15 protein-coding genes and 16 tRNA genes are annotated in these 20,082 nt (G+C 69.7%); 8 read left to right on the top strand and 23 right to left on the bottom strand.

Going from position 1 to position 20,082, the window contains the following annotated elements; genetic code table 11:
- Positions 1-20: 20 nt before the first annotated feature.
- Positions 21-1,325 (bottom strand): UDP-N-acetylmuramoyl-tripeptide--D-alanyl-D-alanine ligase, encoded by a 1,305-nt coding sequence (gene murF / locus U2P90_RS15365; RefSeq protein ID WP_322472810.1) that lies wholly within the window; start codon positions 1,323-1,325, stop codon positions 21-23.
- 107 nt (positions 1,326-1,432) lie between these two features.
- On the opposite strand from murF, the gene U2P90_RS15360 reads away from it, so the two are divergent.
- Positions 1,433-3,160 carry a bifunctional metallophosphatase/5'-nucleotidase gene (locus tag U2P90_RS15360; RefSeq protein WP_295815925.1) on the top strand — a complete coding sequence of 576 codons (1,728 nt, stop codon included), beginning with the start codon at positions 1,433-1,435 and terminating at the stop codon, positions 3,158-3,160.
- Positions 3,161-3,223: 63 nt separating this feature from the next.
- Positions 3,224-4,207, top strand: coding sequence for an acetamidase/formamidase family protein (locus U2P90_RS15355; RefSeq protein WP_322472809.1), 984 nt, complete (start codon positions 3,224-3,226; stop codon positions 4,205-4,207).
- 56 nt (positions 4,208-4,263) lie between these two features.
- Here the strand turns inward: U2P90_RS15355 and rsr are convergent, their stop codons facing one another.
- The 21 genes from rsr to U2P90_RS15250 form a co-directional block, all read right to left on the bottom strand.
- Entirely contained in the window at positions 4,264-5,868 is a 1,605-nt protein-coding gene (gene rsr / locus U2P90_RS15350) for an RNA-binding protein Rsr (protein WP_322472808.1), read from the bottom strand.
- 207 nt (positions 5,869-6,075) lie between these two features.
- Positions 6,076-6,152, bottom strand: a tRNA-Lys gene (locus tag U2P90_RS15345).
- A gap of 3 nt (positions 6,153-6,155) precedes the next feature.
- Positions 6,156-6,231 (bottom strand) — tRNA-Phe (locus tag U2P90_RS15340).
- Between the two features lie 3 nt (positions 6,232-6,234).
- Positions 6,235-6,309, bottom strand: a tRNA-Trp gene (locus U2P90_RS15335).
- A 2-nt stretch (positions 6,310-6,311) separates the two neighbouring features.
- Positions 6,312-6,386: transfer RNA gene (locus U2P90_RS15330), tRNA-His, on the bottom strand.
- 123 nt (positions 6,387-6,509) lie between these two features.
- Positions 6,510-6,583: transfer RNA gene (locus U2P90_RS15325), tRNA-Ala, on the bottom strand.
- Between the two features lie 3 nt (positions 6,584-6,586).
- Positions 6,587-6,661: transfer RNA gene (locus U2P90_RS15320), tRNA-Pro, on the bottom strand.
- Positions 6,662-6,800: 139 nt separating this feature from the next.
- Positions 6,801-6,875: transfer RNA gene (locus U2P90_RS15315), tRNA-Asn, on the bottom strand.
- 16 nt (positions 6,876-6,891) lie between these two features.
- A tRNA-Arg gene (locus U2P90_RS15310) sits at positions 6,892-6,967 on the bottom strand.
- A gap of 3 nt (positions 6,968-6,970) precedes the next feature.
- Positions 6,971-7,107: transfer RNA gene (locus U2P90_RS15305), tRNA-Asn, on the bottom strand.
- A gap of 149 nt (positions 7,108-7,256) precedes the next feature.
- Positions 7,257-7,400 (bottom strand) — tRNA-OTHER (locus U2P90_RS15300).
- Between the two features lie 20 nt (positions 7,401-7,420).
- Positions 7,421-7,552: transfer RNA gene (locus U2P90_RS15295), tRNA-Gly, on the bottom strand.
- Between the two features lie 3 nt (positions 7,553-7,555).
- Positions 7,556-7,642 (bottom strand) — tRNA-Tyr (locus tag U2P90_RS15290).
- A gap of 271 nt (positions 7,643-7,913) precedes the next feature.
- Positions 7,914-7,991 (bottom strand) — tRNA-Leu (locus tag U2P90_RS15285).
- A gap of 77 nt (positions 7,992-8,068) precedes the next feature.
- Positions 8,069-8,143: transfer RNA gene (locus tag U2P90_RS15280), tRNA-Gly, on the bottom strand.
- A 290-nt stretch (positions 8,144-8,433) separates the two neighbouring features.
- Positions 8,434-8,509, bottom strand: a tRNA-Asp gene (locus U2P90_RS15275).
- Positions 8,510-8,529: 20 nt separating this feature from the next.
- Positions 8,530-8,604 (bottom strand) — tRNA-Glu (locus U2P90_RS15270).
- Between the two features lie 240 nt (positions 8,605-8,844).
- The gene (locus U2P90_RS15265) at positions 8,845-10,419 is read right to left on the bottom strand and encodes a DAK2 domain-containing protein (protein ID WP_322474713.1); all 1,575 of its coding nucleotides are present in this window, start codon (positions 10,417-10,419) and stop codon (positions 8,845-8,847) included.
- Positions 10,420-10,462: 43 nt separating this feature from the next.
- The gene (locus tag U2P90_RS15260; RefSeq protein WP_295821421.1) at positions 10,463-10,795 is read right to left on the bottom strand and encodes an Asp23/Gls24 family envelope stress response protein; all 333 of its coding nucleotides are present in this window, start codon (positions 10,793-10,795) and stop codon (positions 10,463-10,465) included.
- A gap of 43 nt (positions 10,796-10,838) precedes the next feature.
- The gene (locus U2P90_RS15255; RefSeq protein WP_322472807.1) at positions 10,839-11,279 is read right to left on the bottom strand and encodes a DUF2262 domain-containing protein; all 441 of its coding nucleotides are present in this window, start codon (positions 11,277-11,279) and stop codon (positions 10,839-10,841) included.
- A gap of 79 nt (positions 11,280-11,358) precedes the next feature.
- Positions 11,359-12,288, bottom strand: a complete 930-nt coding sequence (locus U2P90_RS15250; protein WP_295821416.1) for a DUF4032 domain-containing protein — start codon at positions 12,286-12,288, stop codon at positions 11,359-11,361.
- A gap of 237 nt (positions 12,289-12,525) precedes the next feature.
- Between U2P90_RS15250 and U2P90_RS15245 the strand changes: the two genes are divergently transcribed.
- The 6 genes from U2P90_RS15245 (at position 12,526) to U2P90_RS15220 (ending at position 19,362) form a co-directional block, all read left to right on the top strand.
- Positions 12,526-13,125, top strand: coding sequence for a sulfite oxidase-like oxidoreductase (locus U2P90_RS15245; RefSeq protein ID WP_322472806.1), 600 nt, complete (start codon positions 12,526-12,528; stop codon positions 13,123-13,125).
- 19 nt (positions 13,126-13,144) lie between these two features.
- Positions 13,145-13,669 (top strand): mismatch-specific DNA-glycosylase, encoded by a 525-nt coding sequence (locus U2P90_RS15240; RefSeq protein WP_322474712.1) that lies wholly within the window; start codon positions 13,145-13,147, stop codon positions 13,667-13,669.
- Positions 13,670-13,741: 72 nt separating this feature from the next.
- On the top strand, positions 13,742-15,538 hold the full coding sequence (locus U2P90_RS15235; RefSeq protein ID WP_322472805.1) for an HSP90 family protein: 1,797 nt from the start codon (positions 13,742-13,744) through the stop codon (positions 15,536-15,538).
- 193 nt (positions 15,539-15,731) lie between these two features.
- On the top strand, positions 15,732-16,832 hold the full coding sequence (locus U2P90_RS15230; RefSeq protein WP_322472804.1) for a hypothetical protein: 1,101 nt from the start codon (positions 15,732-15,734) through the stop codon (positions 16,830-16,832).
- Positions 16,833-16,901: 69 nt separating this feature from the next.
- Positions 16,902-17,669 (top strand): hypothetical protein, encoded by a 768-nt coding sequence (locus U2P90_RS15225; RefSeq protein ID WP_322472803.1) that lies wholly within the window; start codon positions 16,902-16,904, stop codon positions 17,667-17,669.
- A gap of 214 nt (positions 17,670-17,883) precedes the next feature.
- Complete coding sequence (locus U2P90_RS15220; protein ID WP_322472802.1) at positions 17,884-19,362, top strand: alpha/beta hydrolase; 1,479 nt, start codon at positions 17,884-17,886, stop codon at positions 19,360-19,362.
- A gap of 12 nt (positions 19,363-19,374) precedes the next feature.
- On the opposite strand, the gene U2P90_RS15215 is transcribed toward U2P90_RS15220, so the two are convergent.
- Positions 19,375-20,058, bottom strand: a complete 684-nt coding sequence (locus U2P90_RS15215) for an N-acetylmannosamine-6-phosphate 2-epimerase (RefSeq protein ID WP_322472801.1) — start codon at positions 20,056-20,058, stop codon at positions 19,375-19,377.
- Positions 20,059-20,082: the final 24 nt, after the last annotated feature.

Genomic DNA, 20,082 nt, shown 5'->3' with positions numbered 1-20,082 from the left:
ATGAGTCTGGCGGCCAGGGGTCAGGGGGACGGTGGTACGGCGACCGGAGCCGCGCCGTCCCGAGCCCGGCGCAGCGCCTCCACGACCACGTCCAGGCCCACGCCCTCCTGTGCCCGCTTCTCGGGCGTCCACGAGATACCCCGGCTGGCCTTGACCAGCACCACGTCGCCGTCCTGCACGTCGGTCAGCAGGGCATCCAGCAACGCGGGCACGGTCGGATACGCCCGGTCGCCCAGCTCGGCCGCGAAGGCCCCGACACCGTAGGTCACGTCGGCCCGTGCTCGCGCCAGCGCCCCCACCTGCGCGTGCAGCTCGCGTTCGGTGTCGCCCAGTTCCAGCATGCGGCCCAGCACGCTGATGCGCCGCCCGGCGAAGCCCTGCAGGGCGTCCAGCGCGGCCTCCACTGCCACGGGCGAGGCGTTGTAGGCGTCGTCGATGACCGTGTAGCGGCCCGGCAGCACGCGGTACCGGCCGCCGGGCACCCGCACCGTGGTCAGGCGCACCGCCGCGTCGGCCAGCGCCAGACCGTGTTCCTGGGCGAGCCGCAGCCCCAGCACCGCCGCCTCGGCCTGAACGCGGGACGCCAGCGGCAGCAGCACCCGGATGCCCCGGAACGAGAATCGGGCTGCCTCCGGCGTGATGGTCAGGTTCTCGCCCCGGTACGTCTGGGCCTCGCCGAAGCCGTAGGTCGCCACGCCCGGATAGAACGCCGCCGCCTGCGACCCCACCATCCCCCGCCGCCCCTGCAGGATCACGCCCTTCTCGCGGGCGATGGTCTCGACGCTGCCCAGCTGCTCCAGATGGGCGGGCGCGACGGTCGTGACCACGCCCACGTCCGGCTGCACGAGATCCACCAGCTCGGCCATCTCGCCGATGCGGTCGATGCCCATCTCGACGACCAGGGGCCGGTTGCTGCGACCGAACTGCACCAGGAAGCACGCGATGGCCGGCATGGTGTTGTAGACCGGCATCGAGTGGGCGTCCAGCGCCGCCGCCACGTAGGCCTTCGCGGTGGTCTTGCCGGCGCTCCCGGTGATCCCCACGACCAGCGGGCTGTGGGCGCGTTCGGCGCGTGCCCATGCGAAGAGTGCTGCATGCGCATCCGGCACCCGCAGCGCCCGGGGCACGTCCAGATCGGTCAGGACGAACGGGGCCCCGGCATCCAGGGCCTGCTGCACGAAGGTGTTGCCGTGCATGCGCTCGCCCGGCAGGGCCACGAAGGCCGTCTCCGCGTTGGCCTCACGGGAATCCCAGGTCAGCCTCAGCGCCGGACGCGCCTGTGGATGGACGGTGGCCGCGAAGGGAACGGAGCGTGGATCCAGCATCCGGCAAGGCTAGCAGAGGGGCCGTGGCCGCACGTGTCCAGCGTCGGCGGGCGGCGGCGTGGGGCAACATCAAAGCATGACAGCCGGTACGGTAGGATGGAACGGTCATGAAAAGAACTGTGCCCCTGCTGCTGCTCACGGCCTCGCTCTCGTCCTGTGCGGTGCTGTTCCCGTCTCCGGTGGTCGATGTGACCGTGCTGGGGCTCAATGACTTCCACGGCAACCTCGCCCCGACGAGCTTCACCACGGCCGAGGGCGCGAAGATCAACGCAGGCGGCATCGAGGCGATCAAGGCGGAACTGAACGATGCCCGCAAGGCCAACCGCAACACCGTCTTCGTGGGCGGCGGTGACCTGATCGGTGCGTCGCCCATCACGTCCGGTCTGCTGCGCGACGAGCCCAGCGTGGCGGCCCTGAACGCCATGGGCATGTCGGTCAGCGCGCTGGGCAACCACGAGTTCGACCAGGGCCTGACCGAACTGCTGCGGATGCAGAACGGCGGCTGCGCCAGCAACGACCCGGCCAAGGCCTGCAAGTTCGATCCGAACTACAAGGGCGCGACCTTCAAGTGGATCGGTGCGAACGTCAAGTACAGCGCGGCCAGCGGCAAGACCGGCAGCCCCTTCCAGCCCTACGTCGTCCAGACGGTGGCTGGCGCGAAGATCGCCTTCGTCGGGGCCGTGACCAAGACCACGCCGACCATCGTCTCGCCCGACGGCGTCAAGGATCTGGACTTCACCGACGAGGCGGACGCCGTGAACGCGGTCATCCCGGAACTCAAGGCGCAGAACGTCGATGCGATCGTCATGCTGATCCACGAAGGCGGCGAACTCGCCAGCGGCAGCAAGGACACCTACGCCACGGTCGGGTGCAAGACCCTGAACCCGGACAGCCCCATCGTGAACATCGCCCGGCGGGTCGATCCGGCTGTGACGGCCATCATCAGCGGGCACAGCCACCAGGGCTACAACTGCCTGGTGCCCGACCCCACCGGCAGAGACCGCATCGTCATCCAGGGCAATTTCTACGGCCACCTGCTGCAGCGCCTCGACCTGAAGGTCGACAAGACGCGCCATCAGGTCGTCACGGCCCGCTCCGCGAACCTCGTGGTGAACTACGACGCCCGCAAGGCCGCCGGCACCCTGGACGCCGGGATGGGTACCCTGCTCGCCAGCGCGAACGAGAAGGTCGGTGCGATCAAGAACCAGCCGGTCACGAACCTCAGCACGCCCCAGATCCGCCGGGGGATCAACAACGCCCGCAACACCGAGACCGCGCTGGGCGGCGTGATCGCCGACGCGCAGCTCGCCGCCACCCAGGATCAGGGGGCCAAGATCGCCTTCATGAACCCCGGCGGGATCCGCGCCGACCTGCCCGACGCCAGTGCCCTGAAGGACGGCAACGCCGTGAATTTCGGTGACGTGTTCGCCGTGCAGCCCTTCGGGAACACCATGACGGTCATGGATCTGACCGGCCAGCAGATCAAGGAGCTGCTCGAGCAGCAGTTCAGCGGCGGGAATGCCGGCACGGCCACCAAACTCCTGCAGGTCTCCGAGGGCTTCACGTACACCTACACCGCCGCGAACCCTGACGGCCAGCGCGTGAACATCGCCGACATCAAGCTCGGCGGCACGCCCATCGACCCGAACGCCAAGTACCGCGTGGCACTGAACAACTTCCTGGCAGCCGGCGGCGACAACTTCACCGTGCTCAAGTCCGGCACGAACGTCGTGCAGCTCGCGAACCTGTCGGATCTGGACGTGCTCGTGAACTACCTGAAGGCCAACGGCAGCAAGCTCACCGACACCGTCAAGGGCCGCATCACCGCGAAGTAAGCTCTCCCGCCCTTCACGCCCCGGACATCAGCCGTCCGGGGCGTGTCCGTTAGCGTGTGGGTCATGGCCGACCACCACCTGAGCGCCGAGCACATCCACACCGTCTGGGACAACTCGCTGCCCCCCGCGCTGACGATCCGGCCCGGCGACACGGTCACGCTGGACACCCTGGACGCCTCCGACGGCGGCGTGGCGAGACGGGTGGCGACCGGTGACCTCACGCCGCCCGCCGCGCTGGCGGGCGTGATCGCCGCCAGCCTGCGCTCCCCGCGCCCTGGCCCGCGCGGGCACCCCCTGACCGGCCCGGTCTGCGTGGAGGGTGCGCAGCCCGGCGACGCGCTGGTCGTGGAACTCCTGAGCGTCGAGCCGGCCGCGTGGGGCTGGACGGGCTGCCGCCCCGACGGGATCGGCCTGCTGGACGCCGCGCTGGGGGCCGAGGGCCTGACGGCGTACACGCACTTCTGGGATCTGCGCGCCGGCACGCACACGGACTTCCTGCCGGGCATCCGCGTGCCCCTCGCCCCGTTTCCCGGCGTGATCGGCGTGGCCCCCGGTGCGCCCGGCCCGCACCCCACCCCGCCGCCCCGGCACGTGGGCGGGAACATGGACATCCGGCAGCTCGTGGCCGGCGCGACCCTGTCCCTGCCCGTGGAGGTGCCGGGCGCGCTGCTGTCCGTCGGCGACCTGCACGCCGCGCAGGGCGACGGTGAGCTGTCCGGCACCGGCATCGAGATGGACGGCCGGATCACCGTGCGCGTGACCGTCGAGAAACGCGCCGGACTCACCACCCCGGAGTTCACCACGCCCACCCACGGCGGCAGCAGCCGGCAGTGGCACGTCACCACCGGCCACGACCCCGACCTGATGACCGCCGCCCGCACCGCCCTGCGCGCCCTGCTGCGCCGCCTGGAGGCCCGCGGCCTGAGCCTGGAGCAGGCGTACGTGCTCGCCAGCGCGTGCGTCGATCTGAAGATCTCCCAGATCGTTGACGCGCCCAACTACACCGTGAGCGCGTTCCTGCCGCTGGACATCTTCGAGGAGAGTTGACAGCAGAGGGCAGAGAGCTCGGGAGTGTGGCCCTCCGCTCCCTGCCCTCTACTGTCCTACACGTCACCCCGCGCGAAGTCCGTCATCACCGCCGGGGCCGCCGTGTCGAAGCCCACCACGTCCAGCATGTCGGCCCGGTTCGGGTCGGCGATGGTGAACTTCGTGGCGGTCAGGCCGACCACGATCAGGCGTGCGGCGATGCCCGTCTTCTGGCGGTACCGATCCAGCGCGACCGTCGGGTGCACGTTGCCCGCCCAGGTCTCGTTGTCGGTGTACACCACGAAGGTGTCGACCTTCACGCCCTGCTCGGCCGCCCACAGCATCGGGCGGGCGGTGTCGGTCGCGCCGAAGCTGGCGTCCTGCGCCTTGCGCATCGCGCCGTCCAGCGTGTCCTTCGGCGTGATGCCCAGCCGGCGGAACTCGCGGGCGAAGCCCATCGTCAGGGCGTCCAGCTCGGTGCGCAGCGCCACCATGCTCATGGCCGCGGCCGCCATGTTCGGCGTCAGGCCCGGCACGCCGCCCACCGCGCCCATCGTCATGGAGCCCGACACGTCCAGACCCAGCAGGTGACGGGTACCGGCCGGGCGCACGGTGCCGAAAGCCGCGTAGAATGCCTCCTCCAGCGCGTCCACCACGCGCGGCACGGGCAGCCACTCGCCCTTGCCCTTCACGCCGCGGCCCTGCGCGTACACCAGCCGGGCCTTCAGCGCGTCCAGCGGGTGGATGCGCCCGCGCTTCAGCGCCTGCGGGTCGGTCACACGCTCCACGACAGCCTTCACGACCTCGCGGTCGTTCACGCTCAGCACGCCCACGCGCCCCAGGTTGCCCAGGTTGCGCAGCAGCCACGTCAGGCCGTTCGTCTCCATCGCGGCGCGGTACACCTCTGCGCCGCGCAGGTGGGTCGGGATCGCCTCGATGGGCAGGCCGAAGCCGCGCATCAGGGTCGCCGCGTCCCGGTCGGTGCTCACGCTCTGGGCCAGCAGGTGGCCCTCGATCACGCGCAGGGCCGGCTCGCTGATGTCGCCCACGTCCGGCAGCACGCCGTCCACCATGAAGCGCAGCACCGCGTTGCGGCCCGCGTCCGCGGTCTTCGGGTGCGCCTTGCGCAGCGCGTCCGCCTGGCTCCAGCCGTCACGGGCCTTGTACTTCACGGCCCACAGCGCCAGCCGCTCCACGGGCACGTCCTCGTACACGCGCGCCACGCCCCGGCGGGTCAGGCGACCCCAGCCGCCCAGCGTGTCCGCGAACGCCAGGAAGTGCAGCAGCATGGTGCCCGTGCGCGCCACCTCCGGCAGCGCGTCCCACGCGGCCTTGCGCACCGCCGCGTCCGGCGCGGTCTTCGCGACCAGCGCCAGCACCAGCAGCGCCGGATCGGCCTTGGGCGCGCGGTTCGTCCGGATCACGTCCAGCGTCACGGCCAGCGCCCGCGCGGCGTCCACCTGCACGAAGGTCTTCACGAACTCCGTCGCCTGGAGGGTGTGCCCACGCTCGGTCGCGTAGAACGTGCCGCCGTCCGTCCCCAGGATCAGGAAGCGGGTCAGGCGCGCCTCGTCGGACAGCGCGTACACGAAGCCGCCCGCGCTGTTGGCGACCTGACGGGGGTCGAGCCGCTCGGTCTGCGTGCGGTTCAGGGGGTTCAGTGCGTTCAGTAGGTTCTTCATGGGATCGGCCCTCCTTTCGACAGGGCGGGAATTCCGGTGAATGCCGGGCCGCAGCCCGGTGTTCACCCGAGCGGAGCGAGACGGAACCACAGGAGGCTTCTGCGGCGCGGACGGCTCTGCGGTGTCATGTCCGCAGGGACGGGAGCAGAGCGGAAGCCGGACTTCGCTGGAATCGCCAGCGGCGACCGTGGCGCACGTGCGCCGAAGTGGTGAACCGGGTGGGACTCGAACCCACGACTCCTCGCTTAAGAGGCGAGTGCTCTGCGCGACTGAGCTACCGGATCGGGTGGTGTACCGGGCAGGATTCGAACCTACGGCCTTCTGGGCTTCAACCAGACGCTCGACGGACTGAGCTACCGGGACACGTGGCGGGCTTCCAGGGATTCGAACCCCGATCTGCACGGGTTGGAACCGTGTGCTTTGCCGTTAAGCGAGAAACCCGTTGGGGAGAGCGGCGAGAATCGAACTCATGACCTCCGCCTTCACAGGGCGGCGTGCGACCTTTACACCACACTCTCCGTACCAGACGCCTAAACGTGTCAAGAAAGCTGAGGGGCCGTCCTCGAAGCTGTGGCCAGCCCCCTCCGTACTCCGGACGTTCTTCCCCGCGCCGGTTGCCCGGCCTCCGTATGCGGTCTGGGTGGTGGACATGGGGAGATTCGAACTCCCACTTCCCCTGTGCAAGAGGGACGCGCTGCCATTACGCGACAAGCCCATGTGGTCTGAACGGCACGGTTCGAACGTGCGACCTCCTGATCCCAAATCAGGCGTGCTTCCGCTGCACTACGTCCAGAGGAGTCGTCCTGAAAGGCCGTGCAGTGGTGCCTGTCAGGATCGAGTGAAACGAGTGGACTCAGAGCGAAGGCTGGAGAATGGAGGTTCGGGGCATCTTCACCGCCCCGAACCGGAATTCGGAAGCCTGAGTCCGGACATGGCTCCGGGAGCAGGGTTCGAACCTGCGACGTCCTGCTTAACAGGCAGGCGCTCTGCCACTGAGCTATCCCGGAAGGCGGGGGCGGGGGGTGGAGAACCGGGCAGGACTTGAACCTGCGACCTCCCCGTTCGTAGCGGGATGCTCCTCCAGCTGAGCTACCGGTTCATGTGGTGGAACGGGTGGGATTCGAACCCACGACCTCTCGAGTAACAGTCGATAAGCCTTCACCAGCGGCCCAGCGCCGCGGGTGCGGGCGGGCAAGGGATCGGGAAGGCAAAGTGCTCTATCCACTGAGCTACCGTTCCATGTCGTGTGGGGCTGGGCGGGAGTTGCACCCGCTCCTTCCGCTCGCGCGGACGCTCTGACGAGAAGCCTCTGCCGTCGGCCCGCGAGAAGGTCAGGCAAGGGAACGCGGAGGCGGTGGGGTTGAGCTACCAGCCCGAGAAGGGAAGTGGGGGACGGGCGGGATTCGAACCCGCGAGACCAGACGGTCGAATGTTCCGAATAACCTTCACGCATCGGCCCGGGCGGGCAAGGGTCGGTGAGGGAGAGCCCACAAGGAGCGACATTTGCGTTTGACCAGCTCCGCCACCGTCCCCACGGTGGACTTGGAAAAGCTGCGGCGGGGCGGGACTCGAACCCGCAACCCGGCCATGAAGAGTGGTAACTTTCGCACTTCGGCCCAGGGCATTGACGGGGCAAGGGGCGTGGAAAGCAGTTTCCTGCTCTACCGATTGAGCTACCCGCCGCGTGTGGTGGATGGGGTGGGAATTGAACCCACTGTGCCCGAAGGCTGAAGATTTACAGTCTCCCGCGACTCGCCGTCTTCGCCGCCCATCCAGGATTTCGCGTCTGGGTGGGGTGGGGATATCGGGCACGGTCGGGTCGATGCTGGGGGTCTCGCTGGAGGTGCGGCGCACGGCCGGCCCAGCTGAGGGCTCCGAGACGTCTGGAATGTTTCATGGTCGTACCTCCTGCGTTGGATTTGGGGTGGGTGTGTGGATTCGAACCAGTTTCGCCAATAACCCTCGTGCGTCGGCCCGAACCGGTGTGGCCGGGCAAGGGGTGCCGAGGGGCCGAGACACCCACCATGAGCTGCCCGCGCTGGGGCTGGTACTCCGAGTCGGATTTGAACCGACACTGACACGTTTCTGAGACGTGTTCCTCTGCCGAGTTGGGATACCGGAGTGTGGAGCAGGCTGGACGGAATTGCACCGCCGTTACCCGACGGTTGCCGGGCATCTTGCTGACTAGAAGAAACCTGCGTGGAGCAGATGAGTGGACTTGCACCACCGTCCTCTCGTTGGCAACGAGAAATCCTGGCTGCTGGACGACATCTGCGTGGAGTGGTCGGGCAAGGGGGTGAAGGTCGGGTAATCCAGAAGGGGATCGAACCCTCCACTGCATTCCTGCGGTGTCTGAACCCTTCAGACTGGAGCCGATCACCGAGACTTCTTCGGCCCGACGGGTGGAGCGGGGGAGACTTCCGGACAAGGGGGTGGTCACGGATCGGGCCAGTCCATGCCGGGAATCGAACCCGGAACACCCGGAGGTGTTTCCGCCCGGACGCCCCGCTGGGGGACGCGTGTGGAGAGAACCGTGACCGTTCGGCCCTGAAGTCGGCCCGCGTGTGGCGATTCCAGTGGGAATTGAACCCACATCTTCCCGCAGACAACGGGGCGTCTTGAGCCATTGGACGATGGAATCATCCTCCGGTGCCGGAGGGGTGGGACTCCCAGCCGGAATTGAACCGGCGTTCTCAGATTGAAAGCCTGATGTCCTGTCCACTGGACGATGGGAGCGGGCGGTGCTGACGGTGGTGCAGGCCGGGCAAGTGATCCGCTCAGGGGGCTTGACCGTTGAAGGGTAACCCTGGGCGTTCGGCCCGGCCGGTGCGGGCGTGGGCCCTCACCTGCCATGGAGTATGCGGGGCGGGCCGTGCGGGCCACATTCGCCGGGTGGCGTAGGGCGCGCGTAGGCCAAAGGGCGGGGGCCGGAGCGTGGATGCCCCGGCCCTCTGCCACCAGCTGCGCGCCCCCGGCCTATTCCAGCGTGACGAGGTAGTCGTACAGGTCGGGGCCGCCGGCGTGCGCCTCGACCTCGACCATGGGGAACGCGGCGCTGATCTTCGCGGCGAGGGCGTCGAGGTCGTCCTGGGTCTTCTGGGGGCCGCCGAACACGGTGACGATCTCCTGCCCGGCGTACGACCTGTTGAGCATCTCCAGCACGCTGTCCTCGGGTTGCCCGCCGGCCTGGACGAGTTCGTCGTCGCGCAGGCCGATCACATCGCCCTCCTGGATGTCCAGGGTCGTGCCGTCTTTCGTGGTGATGTTGGTGGTGCGGCTGGCGCGCGTGACCTCGAAGGTCGTGACGTTCCCGGCCCCCTCGGTCATGGTGTCCCTGAGCTCGTCGGCGGGCGTGTCCGGCTGGAAGGCGAGCGCCGCGCCGATGCCCTGCCCGAGGGTGCGGGTGGGAATGACGACCGCGCGGCCCTCCATGAGTTCCATGGCCTTCTCGGCGGCCATCAGGACGTTCTTGTTGTTCGGCAGGATGACGACCTTCTCGGCGCTGACGCTGCGCACGGCGTCCACGATGTCCTGAACGCTGGGGTTCGCGGTCTGCCCGCCGGACACGATGCGCGCGCCCAGGGAGCGGAACAGCTTGACCAGCCCGTACCCGTTCGCCACGGCGACCAGACCCGAGGGCGGCACTTCCTCCTCGGCCCGTGCGGCGGCCCCGGCCATGCCCAGGATCTCCGTGTGCTGCTCGGCCATGTCCTCGACCTTGGTCTTGAGCATCTTCCCGTAGCGGCCGACCGTGGCGAGCAGCTGGTCAGGCTCGTTGGTGTGGATGTGGCCCTTGACGTACCCTTCCGCGCCCACGACGAGCAGCGAGTCCCCGAAGGGCGTGACGAGCTCGCGGATCGTCTCGATGGACTCGGTCGCCTCGGACATCAGGAACTCGGTGCAGAAGCCGAACTCCTCGTTCTCGAACTGCTGCTGCGCGTACTCCGTCACGTCCGGCTCGGGCGGCAGCGCCTCGCCGCGCAGCTCGGCCAGCATGCCCGCCACGAGGTACAGGTAGCCCTGCCCGCCCGAGTCGATCACGCCCGCCTGCTTGAGGGCCGGGAGCATGTCCGGCGTCTGGTCGAGGAGTTCCTGCCCCCTGAACAGCGCCTGTTCCAGCAGCCCCTCGATGTCCTGTCCCTGCGCCTGTTGACTCTGCGCTCCTTCGGCCACGCCGCGCGCCACGGTCAGGATGGTGCCCTCGACGGGTTTCATGACCGCGCCGTAGCCGGCCTTCTGCGCCGCCTGGAAGGCCCGGCCCAGCAGCGCGGCGTCCACGGTCTTCGCGTCGCGGATCGCCTCGGCGAAGCCCTTGAGGAGCTGCGAGAGGATCACGCCGCTGTTCCCGCGCGCGCCCAGCAGCGCCCCGTAACTGATCGCGCGGGCCACGCTGGGCATGGAGTCCTGCTCGCAGGTGTCGAGCTCGCGGCGCACGGACTGCATGGTCAGGTGCATGTTCGTGCCGGTGTCGCCGTCCGGCACCGGGTACACGTTCAGGGCGTTCACCTGCTCGCGGTACACGCCCAGCCAGTCGGTCGCGTAGCGCAGCATGCGGGCCAGGTCGGCGGGCTTGAGTTCGGTATGTCGCGCGGCGTCAGACACGCTGCACCCCCACGGCGTGCACGCGGGTGGCGGCGAGCTCGATGCCCGCCTGGGTCTTCACGGTGTGCACCACGCGGTCCACGATGTTCTGCGCGACGGTTGGGATGCTCACGCCATAGGCGGCGACGATGAACAGGTCGGCCGTGTACTTTCCCGCGTCCTTGCCGATGACCACGCCCTCGCTGGCGTTCGCCCGGCCCAGCACGCGGCTCAGCCCCTCGCGGAGGTTCGCGGGGGCCATGCCCACCACGCCGGGGATCTCGTGGGCCGTCAGCCCGATGAGCGAGGCGAGGGCCGCCTCGGTGATGTGTATGGAGCCGCTCACAGTAAGGGCGAGTATAGGGGAGGAGACGAAAGCCGCCCGCCTGTCACCCGGCGATGCCGGCCGAGGTGACGTGGCCCGAGGCGTCTACCCCGGCAAGGATGATGTGACCGGCAAACAGTTCGCCGTCGGCGTAGTACAGCGTGGCTCCACCATCTGGCGTCAGTTCCACGGACGTCGGGACGATCCGCGCCATGACACTTGCAATGGTCAGCGGTTCGGGATCGTCCTCGTCGTCGCGCCAGTCCTCGGCCAGGTCGAGCAGTCGGGTGGCCACCGCGGCCCTGACCCGGCCTTCGGTCTCGCGGAGCCGGGTCAGGGCTGCGCCCAGGGTGCGCCGCGCGGCGGGGTCACTCGGGCAGTCGCGTTCTGCCTGAACCCGCAGCTCGGCCGGATGACCACCCAGGTCGGTCTGCCCGTCCCACCACTCGAACTCGTGGTCGTACGTCAGCTCGCCCAGCACCGGATCATCGAACGTCAGCGCCATGGGGTCAGCATCCCACAACGGAACCGAACCGCGCGGGGAGGTTCCGGTCGCGGTTCGGTCGTGGTACTTCGGGCGGCGGTCAGGTCGCCGGGTCGAGTTTCCCGGTGAGCAGCAGCTGCGCGCGCTGGAGGGCACGCTTGTACAGCGGCGGCGCGAAGTGCTCGCCGAAGTCCTTCGTCGCCTGTTCGGAGCCGACATCGTGGCCGTATTTCTGGGTCAGGAAGTAGCGGTGATCCATGATCCACAGGTACAGGTCGGCCTCGGTGCGGCCGGGGAAGCGGAACATGACGTGGTGCAGGTCGAGGTTCTCCACGATGCGCAGGTACAGGCGGCAGTACCAGCTCTCGACGGCCTCTTCCCAGGTCACCGGCTCTTTGCCCTCGGCGGCCCGCTTCTGGTTCAGATAGTACTCGCGGGTGCGGATGTGCTCCAGCAGCTTCTCGTAGCGGCCGGGCGTAGTGAACAGGATCTGGCGGTGGCCGGGCATGATCCGGTCGAGGTTCGTGGCCTTCAGGAACTGGGCATACTCACCCTTGATGATCAGGTCTTTCAGGGTGTCGTCCTCGTCGGGCGGCACAGCGACGTTCAGTTCGATGACATACGCGTCGATGTACTTCTGGCCCTGACGGCGGGCGACCGACACGCGGTGGTTGCCGTCCTTGACGAAGTACAGGGTGCCGACCTTGTAGACCTGGATGGGCGGCAGTTCCTTGCCGTCCATCTGGGCACTGCGCACTCCGATCCAGCGCTCGTCGAGGTGCGGTTCCTTGGGCAGGTAGTGGCGGTCGAACTCCCGGTAGCGATCCACGCTCCCGATGATGTGATCGACCTCGATGGTCATCAGACCGAGCTGGTGCTCGCCGTCGGGGGCGAGGTGCCGAACCCAGTCGAAGGGCAGCAGTTCATTGGGTTGCCGACGCAGCACCGCGACCATGTCGCGGATATCGCTCATGAGTCGGGCACGTTCGACTTCGTGGCGGGCAGCGGTGCGGTTGAACAGTGAAGACATGCGGCGTACTCCTTGCGCCGGGTACGGCCGGGGCCGTGGGCGCGGGTGGTGCCGGGGCATGTGCGGACTCGGGAAAGGTAATCACCCCGGTCTTGGTGTTCAGGTTACACCAACACCCTGTCACAATTCTGACGGCGTGCGTCAGGATGGTGTCACATACAGACAGGTGCGTGAGTCTAAATGAAACCGGTAGTTCCGCAACAGCTTCCGGGGCATGCGTCATCGTCCAATTGAGTCATGCTCGGGAACTTCTTCAAGAAACCGGCCGACGACATGGGCGGACGCATTCCGCCCGGTCAGACGCTCACGACCCGCTTTCCGGTGCTGACCTACGGCCCCACCCAGCACTACCGACCGGAGGACGTCGTGATCCGGATCACGGGACTGGCCGAGGAGAAGACCCTCACGTGGGCCGACCTGATGGCCCTGCCGCAGACCACGCTCACCTACGACATCCACTGCGTGACGCACTGGAGCAAGCTGGACACCACCTGGACCGGGGTGCGCGTGACCGACCTGATGGAGCACCTGAAACTCGACCCGGCGGCCACGCACGTCATGCAGCACTCGGTCGGCGGCTACACGACCAACCTGAGCCTCGAGGATTTCACGCGGCCCGAGAACCTGCTGGCCCACACCTTCGGCGGTGAGCCGCTGGACGCCGAGCACGGTGGGCCGCTGCGCCTGGTCGTGCCGCACCTGTATTTCTGGAAGAGCGCCAAGTGGCTGACCGGCCTGGAGTTCATGGCAGGCGACAAGCCCGGCTTCTGGGAGGTCAACGGCTACCACATGCGCGGCGATCCGTTCCGGGAGCAGCGCTACGACGACGACAAGTAGCGGTGCAGAGGGCGGTGCCCTGGACGGGAACGGGGAATACCTCGTCCCGGACGTTCTTGAGCCAGGGCTGACCCTGGTGCTGGTCGGCACGGCTCCCAGCCGGATCAGTGCGGCGGCGCGGGCGTACTATGCCAACCCCACCAACAAATTCTGGCGCGTGCTGCACGAGGTCGGCCTGACATCCCGGCAGCTCGCGCCACACGAATATCCGCTGCTGCCCACCTTCGGCATCGGTGTGACGGACGTCGCCAAGCGGCACAGCGGTGTGGACTCGGCGCTGCCGCCCGGCGCGTGGCGACCGTCGGAACTGCGCGAGAAGATCGCGCGTCACCGCCCGCAGCTCGTGGCCTTCACCAGCAAACGCGGCGCGGCCGAGGTGCTGGGTGTGGCGACCGGCCGCGTGCCGTACGGCCCCCAGCCGGAGCCGCTGGAGGGCGCAGAGGTCTGGGTGCTGCCCAGCACCAGCCCGCTGGGACACACGCATTTCCGGCTGCAGCCGTGGCAGGCGCTGGCTGCACGGGTGGCGGCGCTGCGCGGGCCGTAGGCCACCCGGCGCACCCCCCGATCCGCCACCCCACCGGTGGGGGAGGGCCTCACATCTGAAAGAATGTGGGCCATGACGCACGCCTTTGCCGTGGATCTGCGCGGCCTGATCGACCTGCTCAGCGAGCATCTGTACGCCGGCCCCGAGGTCTACGTGCGTGAGCTGATGCAGAACGGCGTGGATGCCATCCGCGCCCGCCAGGACTCGGGAGGAGCGCCCTTCACCCCGGCGCTGGAATTTTCCATTCAGGACGACACGCTGACCTTCACGGACTGCGGCACCGGCCTCACACCGGATGACATCCACGCCTTCCTGGCGACCATCGGGCGCAGTTCCAAGCGCGGCAGCGTGGAGTTCATCGGGCAGTTCGGGATCGGACTGCTGGCGTGCTTCCTGGTCAGCGAGCGGATCGAGGTCGTGTCGCGCTCGGTGAGCGGCACGCCGCCCGTGCGGTGGGTGGGTCTGGCCGATGGCTCGTACACCCTGGAGGACGGCCCGGAGGACACGCCGGTGGGCACCCGCGTGGTGCTGCGGGCGCGGCAAGACCGGGCCCAGTACCTGCTGCCGGACCGGGTGGCCGCGTGGGCAGGGCAGTACGGAGCGCTGCTGCCCTATCCGGTCATGGTGAGCGAGCCCGGCCGGCGCACCACGGTGAATGCGGGCGGTGCTCCGTGGCTGGATCACACAGCCGGTGAGGAGGCCCGCCGCGCCGCCGTGCTGGCCTACGGCGAGACGTTGCTGGGCGTGCGCCCTCTTGAGTTCGTGGACGTGGCCACCGAGGCCGGCGGCGTCCAGGGCGTGGCCTTCGTGCTGCCGTGGACACCCACCCTGGATGCCCGGGGGCAGCACCGCGTGTACGTGCGCCACATGCTGCTCTCCGAGGAGGAGACGCAGCTCGTGCCCCGCTGGGCCTTCTTCGTGAAGGCCGTGCTGGACGCCGGAGCCCTGCGGCCGAACGCGGCCCGGGATGCCCTGCGCGACGACGCCACGCTGCACGCCGCCCGCGCCGAGATCGCGCAGGCCCTGCGGCGCTGGCTGATCGGGCTGGCCGAGCGGGCCCCCGCCACCCTGCGCGAACTGATCGCCCTGCACTACCTGAGCATCAAGGCCCTGGCGGCCGAGGACGACGACTTCCTGGAGCTGTTCCTGCGCTGGCTGCCCTTCGAGTCCAGCGCCGGCCGCCTGACCCTGCCCGAGGTGCTCGCCCACGCCGGCAGCGCCGAGGTGCGCTACGTGGCCGACCTGAACCTGTACCGGCAGGCGGCGCAGCTGGCCGCGCCGGGTGGCCCACCGGTCATCCATGCCGTGTACACCTACGACGCCACGCTGCTCGAGCGCTACGGAGCGCTGCACCCCGAGGTGCGCGTGTCGCGTCTGGACGCCGGCGACCTCGTGCAGGACCTCACGCCGCTGGGGGCGGCCGAGCGGCAGGCGACGGCCACCCTGCTCGCGGCGGCGCGCGACACCCTGGTCTCCCTGGACGCCGACGCCCGCCTGAGCCGTTTCGAGCCGGCGGCGCTGTGTGCGCTGGCGTTCCCCCGGGCCGGCCGCGACCTGCACCGCACCCGCGAGAGCGTCGGCGGCGGTCTGTGGGGCGACCTGCTGGGCGACCTTCAGGGCAGCGCGGACTACGCCACCGAGGTGCACTTCAATCTGAACCACCCGCTGCTGGAGCGGGCGGCGCGCCTGCCGGACGGGCCGCTGCTGCGCCGGGTGATCGGCATGCTGTACGTGCAGGCGTTGCTGCTGGGGCACCACCCGCTGACGGCCCGCGAGCTGGGACTGCTCAACGGGGGGCTGCTCGACCTGATCGGCACGGCCCTGGACGGCCCGGACACCGCGGCGGCCCCGGCGCCGCACCTGAACTGACACGGGGCCCACCGGAGTGCGGTCTCCGTCCTGACCGGCGGTTCGCAGCTCGCTTCCGGCGGGACGAGGAGTAGACGCAGCGGCGTGCAATGAATATGAGTAACGTGCGGATCACGACGACGGCAAGCACTGCCGGTCAGGCCACGGCAGCGAGTGCCGTCGCTCCGGGTCGGCATCAACAGGAGGTCTGACGATGGGTACTGCTCAGGATCTGCTCGAACGCGCTGAGGCGCTGTCACACGGCCCGGAGCGGCTGGCGCTGGTCGAGGACGCGGTGCGGGCCGCCGACCTTGCCCGGGACGGTGAGGCCGGCTACGAGGCCCGCAAGGAGCTGATCTACAGCGCCACCTATGCCGGACAGAGCGAGAAGATGCTCGTCGCCTTCGCGTGGTGCCGCACGTATCTGGATGCCCACCCGGACGAGTTCGGCCCGTGGGAACAGCGCTCGCTGACATGGTTCCACAAGTGGGTGCTGATCGCCACGCACCACTTCCCGCAGATTCCCCTGGAGCGGATCCGCGACCTGCATGCCGACTACGCCCGGCGGGTGCAGGACCTGGGCCTGGGCGCCGGCACCGTGCCGTACTTCCGCATGTCGCTCGCCATGCACCGGGGCGACCTCGACGACGCCCGCGTGGCGTTCAACCTGTGGCAGTTCGCCCGCCGCGACGCACTCAGCGACTGTCCCGCGTGCGAGGCCCAGGCCATCGCCGACTACCACGAGTTCCTGGGCGACGACGAGGGCTGTGTGACCCAGGTGCAGCGCATGCTCGACCGCCACATGACGTGCTCGCACATCCCGCATTCCACGCATGGCATGGTGCTGCCCGCCCTGCTGCGCCTGGGCCGCTGGGACGAGGCCCGCCGCCACCACGAGCAGGGTCGGGACATGGTCGCCGGCGATCCGGATCACCTGACGCCACAGGCCCGCCATCTGGAATACCTGAGCCTGACTGATCCGGCCGCCGCCGTGGAATGGTACGCGCGGCACGTGGGCTGGGCCGAACGGACCAGTGAACTCGACGACCGCCTGGACTTCCACCTGGCCGGGGCGCTGCTGTTCCAGGAGCTGGAGCGCGCCGGCCACACGCAGACCACGCTGGCCGTGCCACAGGACGTGCCCGGTCACCGGCCGGACGGCCGTTACGACGTGCGCGGGCGTCACGCCTACCACGCGGCCCAGGCTGCGGACCTTGCCCGTCGTTTCGACGAGCGAAACGGCCTTGAGCACCACACGCTGCGCCTGGAACGCACCCTGGCTCTGGGCACGCTGCCCCGCCCCGCCCTGCCGTAGCGCAGGTGCCGAGGTGCAGATGGTGGTCTGGATCGGAACGCCCGGCCGCCCCGCCGCGTACCCTGGAGTATGGCTCCGTCCGTCACCACCCTGCTCACCGTGGCCCGCACCGGCACCCGTGTGGCGCGGTTCCTGATCCGTCCTGCGGGGCGTGGGCCGCTGCACCCGGACGGCTGGGGGATCGGCGCCGTGCCCCCGGCACTGGCCCTGCGCCGCGCCGGGAGCCGCGTGCGGCGGGCGGCGGGGCTGGGCGTGCTCACCGTGATCGGGCTGCTGGGGCTGTCCATCCTGACCCTCTGCACGGTCTTCCTGGGGATCGGGCTGGCGTCGGGCAGCGACTCGGCCGGGTGGGTGCTGGGCCTCGTGCTGCTGCTGGGCGTGGCAGGTACAACGTGGCTCGCCCGCCGGGCACGGACGCTGCTGCGGCCGGACGACTCCCTGGGCGCCGTCTCCGGGCCGACGGAACTGCCGGTACTGACCACGCTGCACCGCCATGCCCGCGCCCTGCCGGCCCCGGATCGCGCCGTGTACCGCCGGACGCTGGCCGCCACAGCCCAGGCGCTGCGGGTCTGCGACGGTGACCAGACCCTGGGCCGCGATACCTTCGACGCCCGGCAGGCGGCGCGCGAAGATCTGCCGGCCCTGCTCGGTGCCTACCGGGCCGCGCCCGCGACGCCGGACAGCCAGCGGGAATTCGCGCGCCAGCTCGCGCTGATCGAGACGCGCATGACGGCCATCGTGCGGGGCCGGACCGCCCAGCAGGCCCGAGACCTGCAGGCGCACGGCCGTTATCTGGATGACAAGTACGGACGCCGCGACGACGACTCCGGGCACTGACAGCAGAGTTCGGAGGGAATGAGGGTACCCTCATTCCTTCTGAAACGAGCGGAGCGAGTCCCTGAGACGACAGCGGTTGACAGTGGAGCCCTGGGGCATCAGTTCCGCCCCTGGGCGGATCTGAACACCGCTGTGAGCGCGGGGACGCCCGATCTTCCAAGAAATGCTCTTGACCGGCCCATCACGGCGGTTCCGGGGCGCGTCAGCATGAGGTATGGCTGCCGTGTGTCCCTCGTCTGTCCTCCGCCGGCTGGCGTGCGGCGGGGCCGCGCTCATGCTGGCGCTGGGCGCGGCGCAGGCCGCCGCTGACCCGCCGCTGACCCGCATTCCCGCCGTCCGTGTGCAGCGGGCGGGCGTGACCGTGCCCGGCACGCCCGCCCAGTACAACGCCAGCATCACGGTGCGGTACGGCCCGAGCCGGCCACGGGCGATCCTGCTGCTCATGCCCGGCTACCTGGGTGGCGCGGGCAGCTTCGACCGGCTGGCGCGGCAGATCGTGGCGCGGGATCCGGGCGTGGCGGTGTGGGCGGTCGACCGGCGCAGCAATACCCTCGAGCCGCAGGCGCAGCTGGCGGGCGCGGACACGGCCACCCTGACCCGGATCGTGCAGGACGGTCTGCCCGTGGTGCCGCCGGGCCGCGTGGCCTTCATGCGCGACTGGGGGCTGGACGTCACGCTGCGCGACTGGCGGGCGGCCGTGCAGGAGGCCCGCCGCGTGACTCCCGACGTCTTCCTGGGCGGGCACTCGCTGGGGGCCGGCCTGACCGGACTGTACGCCGCCTATGACTTCGGCGGCCGGGCCGGGGCCGACGACGTGCGCGGGCTGGTCATGCTCGACGGCCTGCCCGGCACGCTGGCCGACCGCGAGATCAACACCGACCAGTACGACCAGGGCGGCCTGAATGCGCTGGGTGTGCTGCCGGGTCTCCGACAGCTCGACCGGCAGCCCTATGTGAACACGCTGGTCTTCGGCCCCAGGCTCGCCAGTCAGGCGGCGGCGCAGGCCCGGCTGGCCGCCGCCGCCCCGGACGCCCTGGCCCCGGAGCGTGGCCTGAGCGCGGTGCCTGCCACCAACCTCGCCGCGTGTCTCCTGCAGCTGGAGAGCCGTTATGCCCTGCTGCCGTTCATGACGGTGCAGACCGGACAGCCCACCAACGCCATCGAGGCCCCCAGCTTCCTGGCCCTGGCTCTGGGCGGGCGCGACAGCCACTGGCTGGTCGGGCCACAGGACACCTCGCGCCCGGTCGGGTGGCAGGATGACCCGGCCGCCCCCACCGACGGCCAGGACTTCGTGAACCGCTACTGGACGCCGCTCGCGGACTACACCGAGTGGTACTTCCCGAACCGCCTGACCCTGGACGTGGCCGCCGCCCGCACCGGTACCGTGGGCACGCCGTTCGAACAGACCCTGCACGTGTGGCATACCTCCGCCCTGACGCTGCCGGTACTGGGGATCGCGGCCCAGAGGGGGGTCACGCAGGCAGCGGACTTCGTGGCATATGGGAAGAAGACGCGCGGAGCGGTGACCGTCCGCACCCTGCCCGGAGCGTCACACCTCGATATCGTCGCCGCCCGCAGCGACCAGGTGGCCCGCTGGATCGTCGAGTGGATGCGGCCCCTGCGGACGCCCACACCGGGCCCCATGGCCGGGCCGACCGACCTTGATCTCGCTGCCGCCCACGTCAGTCCGTGACCGGCCAGCCCATCATTCCGGGAGCGCGTCCTGCAGCGCGCGGGTGAACCACCCGGTGATCACATCCGGCCGGGTGATCGCGCTGCCCACGACCACGAACGCCGCGCCCGCCGACATGGCACGGGCTGCGTCGTCCGGTGCGTTCAGTCGGCCCTCGGCGGCGAAGGGCAGGCCGGCGTGGCGCAGCTCGTCCAGCAGCATCCAGTCCGCCTCGGGGCCGGGGCGGCTGTGCGGGGTGTATCCACTCAGGGTGGTGCCCACGATGTCTGCGCCGGCCGCCAGGGCCAGCCGCGCCTCGTCCACGGTGCTGATGTCGGCCATGACCAGGGCACCCGCGCCGTGAACCGCAGCGAACATCGCCGCCAGCGGCTCCGGCCGGGGGCGGTCGGTGCCGTCCAGGGCGACGATCTGCGCCCCGAGTTCGGCCAGCCGCACCGCCTCGGCAGCGGTCGGGGTGATGTACACGTCCGTGTCGTCGCGGTCAGTCTTCGTCAGACCGATGATCGGGACGTCCGTCACCGCCCGCACGGCGCCGACGTTGTCGAAGCCCTGGATCCGGACGCCGCGGGCGCCGCCCATGACGGCCGCCAGCGCCAGCCGCCCGATGATGAACGGATCGCGCAGCGGACTGCCCGGATCCGCCTGACACGACACCACCAGTCCGCCACGCAACCGCTCCAGCACATCTGCCGACATGCGGCTGAGCATACTGCGGTCAGA

It is taken from the genome of Deinococcus sp. AB2017081 (assembly GCF_034440735.1).
GTDB classification, from domain to species: Bacteria; Deinococcota; Deinococci; order Deinococcales; family Deinococcaceae; genus Deinococcus; species Deinococcus rufus.
This window is presented reverse-complemented; position numbering and strand designations above follow the sequence as displayed.

Bases quoted from the DNA above. Each gene is read 5' to 3' on its own strand.
- murF (WP_322472810.1), bottom strand. From the start codon at position 1,325: ATGCTGGATCCACGCTCCGTTCCCTTCGCGGCCACCGTCCATCCACAG.
- U2P90_RS15360 (WP_295815925.1), top strand. From the start codon at position 1,433: ATGAAAAGAACTGTGCCCCTGCTGCTGCTCACGGCCTCGCTCTCGTCC.
- U2P90_RS15355 (WP_322472809.1), top strand. From the start codon at position 3,224: ATGGCCGACCACCACCTGAGCGCCGAGCACATCCACACCGTCTGGGAC.
- rsr (WP_322472808.1), bottom strand. From the start codon at position 5,868: ATGAAGAACCTACTGAACGCACTGAACCCCCTGAACCGCACGCAGACC.
- U2P90_RS15265 (WP_322474713.1), bottom strand. From the start codon at position 10,419: ATGCTGCGCTACGCGACCGACTGGCTGGGCGTGTACCGCGAGCAGGTG.
- U2P90_RS15255 (WP_322472807.1), bottom strand. From the start codon at position 11,279: ATGGCGCTGACGTTCGATGATCCGGTGCTGGGCGAGCTGACGTACGAC.
- U2P90_RS15250 (WP_295821416.1), bottom strand. From the start codon at position 12,288: ATGTCTTCACTGTTCAACCGCACCGCTGCCCGCCACGAAGTCGAACGT.
- U2P90_RS15245 (WP_322472806.1), top strand. From the start codon at position 12,526: ATGCTCGGGAACTTCTTCAAGAAACCGGCCGACGACATGGGCGGACGC.
- U2P90_RS15235 (WP_322472805.1), top strand. From the start codon at position 13,742: ATGACGCACGCCTTTGCCGTGGATCTGCGCGGCCTGATCGACCTGCTC.
- U2P90_RS15230 (WP_322472804.1), top strand. From the start codon at position 15,732: ATGGGTACTGCTCAGGATCTGCTCGAACGCGCTGAGGCGCTGTCACAC.
- U2P90_RS15225 (WP_322472803.1), top strand. From the start codon at position 16,902: ATGGCTCCGTCCGTCACCACCCTGCTCACCGTGGCCCGCACCGGCACC.
- U2P90_RS15220 (WP_322472802.1), top strand. From the start codon at position 17,884: ATGGCTGCCGTGTGTCCCTCGTCTGTCCTCCGCCGGCTGGCGTGCGGC.
- U2P90_RS15215 (WP_322472801.1), bottom strand. From the start codon at position 20,058: ATGTCGGCAGATGTGCTGGAGCGGTTGCGTGGCGGACTGGTGGTGTCG.